This is a genomic window from Rhizobacter sp. (genome assembly GCF_035702065.1).
In the GTDB taxonomy this organism is placed as follows: domain Bacteria; phylum Pseudomonadota; class Gammaproteobacteria; order Burkholderiales; family Burkholderiaceae_C; genus Rhizobacter.
The window spans coordinates 1-3,640 of the sequence record NZ_DASSRA010000237.1 but is presented as its reverse complement, the minus strand read 5'-3'; the positions used below and the strand labels follow the sequence as shown (position 1 = coordinate 3,640).

Here is a 3,640-nt window from a genome sequence, read left to right as displayed (position 1 = left end):
CGACCAGTTGCGCACGGCCCTGGAAGAAGCCGGCTACGTGGTCGACGAAGCGGGTGATGGCCGGGGCGCGCACGTCCTGGGCGACACCGAGACCTACGACGCCGTCGTGCTCGACCTCGGCCTGCCGTTGCTCGATGGCCTGACGGTGCTCAAGCGCTGGCGCGATGCGGGGCGGGCGATGCCGGTGCTCATCCTCACCGCGCGCGACAACTGGAGCGAGAAGGTGGCCGGCATCGACGCCGGTGCCGACGACTACGTCACCAAACCCTTCCACATGGAAGAGCTGCTCGCGCGGCTGCGCGGCCTGATCCGCCGTGCGGCCGGCCAGGCCTCGCCGGTTCTGCGTTGCGGCGATCTCGCACTGGACACGCGCAGCGGCAAGGTGACGCTCGGCGGCCAGGCGGTCAGCCTCACCAGCCACGAGTTCAAGGTGCTCGACTACCTGATGCACCGGCCTGGCGCCGTGGTCTCGCGCACCGAGCTGACCGAACACATCTACGCCCAGGACTTCGACCGCGACTCCAACACCATCGAGGTCTTCGTCGGGCGGCTGCGCAAGAAGCTGCCGCCGGGCCTGATCGAGACCGTTCGCGGCCAGGGCTACCGCCTGGCGGCACCGTGAGCGCACGCGGCGGCTCGCTGCGCCTGCGCCTGCTGGGCGCCACGCTGGCCACGCTCGCGCTGGCGCTGGCCGGTGCGCACTGGTGGCTCGCGGGGCTGTTCCGCGACCATGTGCTGCAGCAGTTCGACATCACCCTGTCGCAGCAGCTCGACCAGCTGACAGCGCGCCTGGAGTTCGACGCCCAGGGCCGGCCCGTCATCGGCCCGCGCGACATGAGCGACCCGCGCTGGGACAGGCCGTACTCCGGCCTGTACTGGCAGGTCGAGCGCCTGCCTCCCGCTGCGGGCGAACGCCGCGCCTTGCTGCGCTCGCGCTCGCTGTGGGACGCCGAGCTGCACCTGCCCGACGATGCGCTGGCCGATGGCGCGGTGCACCGGCACAACACCATCGGCCCCCAGGGCGAGCCGCTGCGGGCGGTGGAGCGCTCGGTGCAGCCGCAGCCGCCGCAACAACCGGCCGAGACCCGATGGCGCCTGATCGTCGCGGGCGACATGCACGACGCGGCCGAGGCCATCGAGCGCTTCACCGGCGTGCTGGCCGCGTCGCTCGTCGGCCTCGGCGTGCTGCTCGCGCTGGCGGCGCTGGCCCAGGTGGCGGTGGGGCTCGCACCGCTCAAGACCATGCAGCAGGGCTTGCAGCGCGTGCGCGAAGGCCGCGAGCAGCGCCTGGGCGGTCGCTTCCCGGCCGAAGTGCAGCCGCTCATCGACGAGTTCAACGGCGTGCTCGACCGCAACGCCGAAGTCGTGGCGCGCGCACGCGCGCAGGCCGGCAACCTTGCGCATGCCTTGAAGACGCCCCTGGCCATCCTCGGCCAGGCCGCGCGCGAGGCCGGGCCGTCGGAGCTGTCGGCGCTGGTGAGCGAGCAGGTGCAGCACGCGCAGCGCCACATGCAATGGCACCTCGCACGTGCGCGTGCGGCCGCCACGCAGCACGTGCCCGGCCAGCGCACCCGGCTCGAACCGGTGCTGAGCGGCCTGCTGCGCACGATGGACAGGCTGCACGCCGACCGGCACCTCGATCTGGGTTCCGACGACCTGCCGCCCGATCTCGCGTTCGCCGGCGAAGAGCAAGACCTGCAGGAGATGCTCGGCAACCTGCTCGACAACGCCTGCCGCAGTGCACGCAGCGCCGTTGTCGTCCGCGCCGCGAAAGAAGGGCCGTGGCTGCGCATCACGGTCGAGGACGACGGGCCCGGCATCGCCCCCGAGCAGCGGGCCGCGGTGCTGCAGCGCGGCGTGCGGCTCGACGAGCGCGAACCCGGCAGCGGCCTCGGCCTGGCCATCGTGGTCGACCTCGCGCGCCTGTATGGCGGCGACCTCACGTTGGAAAGCGCAGGCGCGGGCGGGCTCAGTGCGCGGCTCTCACTGCCCGCCGCGGGCTGACTACTTCAGGCCAACCCACCAGCGCTTGTTGCTGCGCGGCTGGCCGATCGTCAGCACCTCGCCGATCTCGGGCGTGGCCAGTTCGATGCCCTTGGCCGCCGCCAGGTCGGCGATGCGGTCCAGCGGGTCGTGCCAGGTGTGGAAGGCGAGGTCGAAGGTGCTGTTGTGCACCGAGAAGAGCACCTTGGCGCGCAGGTCCTGGAAGGCTTGCACGCTCTCTTCGGGCGTCATGTGCACGGCGGGCCAGTAGGCGTCGTAGGCGCCGTTCTCGATCAACGCGAGATCGAAGCCACCGAAGCGTTCGCCGATGGCCTTGAAGCCCTTGAAGTAGCCCGAGTCGCCGCTGTAGAAGATGCGTTGCTCGCCGCTCTGGATCACCCACGAGGCCCACAGCGTGCGGTTGCGGTCGGTGAGCGTGCGGCCCGAGAAGTGCTGTGCCGGTGCGGCGGTGAGCTGCACGCCGTCGTGCGTGCCGCCCTGCCACCAGTCGAACTCCTGCACTCGCTCGGCCGGCACGCCCATGTCCACCAGCCGCGCCTTCACGCCCAGCGGCACGAAGTAGCGTTGCACGCGTTGTGCCAGGTACTCGATGGTCGGCACGTCGAGGTGGTCGTAGTGGTCGTGCGAGAGGATCAGCCCCTCGATCGGCGGCAGCTGCTGCAGCGTGAGCGGCGGCGCATGAAAGCGCTTCGGCCCCGCAAAGCTGAAGGGCGACACGCGCTCGCCGAACACCGGGTCGATCAGCCAGAACTTGCCGCGCAGCTTGAGCAGGTGCGACGAATGGCCGAGGCGAACGATGTGGTTGGCCTGTGCGTCCAGCGCATCGAGCTGCGCCGTGGTCACGGGCCGCACGGGGATCGGGTCCACCGGCACCGTGCCTACCTTGCCGGCGGTGAGAAAGCGCGTCCAGATCGCCCAGCCGCTGGCCCCCGGCGGCGTGTCGGGATTGGGCGGGTTGGCGAAGAGGCAGTCTTTGCTGAACTGCGGTGAGTTGGCGTAGGGCGCGCTGCAGTCACCACTGGCGGCGCAGCCGGCGAGGAGCAGGGTGCAGGTGGTGAGGAAGAGGGAGGAGCGTATGGTGCTCACCCTTAAGCTCGCCTCAGGGTTTCGATCGCTTGCATTGTGGTGGCGAGTTCAGCATCAGCTTCCTTGCCCATTCGCTCCATCTGATCTTTGAGCTTGCCTGTAGCCGTCGTTAGACCTAGATCACCGCGAATCCTGGACATGGTCGTGATCATTGGTTCTCGAATGGCTTTCAGTAGCGGTAGAAGAACTGCGTGAAAGCGTTCCAACTCAGATTGGTGTTGATCGTCATATTTCTGACGTTCGGCTGACGCCTCTTCCATGCGCTTCATGTACATGGAGTGCTCGTCTCGCAGCATGCTGAGATTGATGTCCTTGTTTCCAGATCGGACGGCTTCCATCATTAAGTTGTGTACTTGCTGGGCATTGGCGAATGCCTCTTCGTGCCGACTGTTTGCACGCTTCATGCCATCTGAGCATCGGTTCACCGGCCACGCAGCGATCGACGCACGCATGTATGCCTTGCTTACCAGCGCTTGAAGCTCATTTACTTGATAGGCAGTCTCCGATTCGGCGACAACCGACAACTTTGCTATAGCGGCCGCGAAGTCTG

The 3,640-nt window shown here is 68.2% G+C and carries 4 protein-coding genes; 2 read left to right on the top strand and 2 right to left on the bottom strand.

The annotated features are described in order from the left end of the window. Positions 1 to 7: 7 nt before the first annotated feature. Together VFL64_RS11065 and VFL64_RS11060 are read left to right on the top strand one after the other, a co-directional pair. Positions 8 to 622 carry a winged helix-turn-helix domain-containing protein gene (locus VFL64_RS11065; RefSeq protein WP_489540431.1) on the top strand — a complete coding sequence of 205 codons (615 nt, stop codon included), beginning with the start codon at positions 8 to 10 and terminating at the stop codon, positions 620 to 622. Beyond that, positions 619 to 2,004: a sensor histidine kinase gene (locus tag VFL64_RS11060; protein WP_489540430.1), complete on the top strand. Its 1,386-nt coding sequence runs from the start codon at positions 619 to 621 to the stop codon at positions 2,002 to 2,004. Before VFL64_RS11065 ends, VFL64_RS11060 begins: the two co-directional genes overlap by 4 nt. Here VFL64_RS11060 and VFL64_RS11055 read toward each other — a convergent pair whose 3' ends face one another. Next, a complete protein-coding gene (locus tag VFL64_RS11055) occupies positions 2,005 to 3,090 on the bottom strand; it encodes an MBL fold metallo-hydrolase (RefSeq protein ID WP_489540429.1) in 1,086 nt (361 codons plus the stop codon). Positions 3,091 to 3,092: 2 nt separating this feature from the next. Next, positions 3,093 to 3,640 (bottom strand): hypothetical protein (locus VFL64_RS11050; RefSeq protein ID WP_489540428.1); only part of this gene is annotated, 548 nt, incomplete at its 5' end.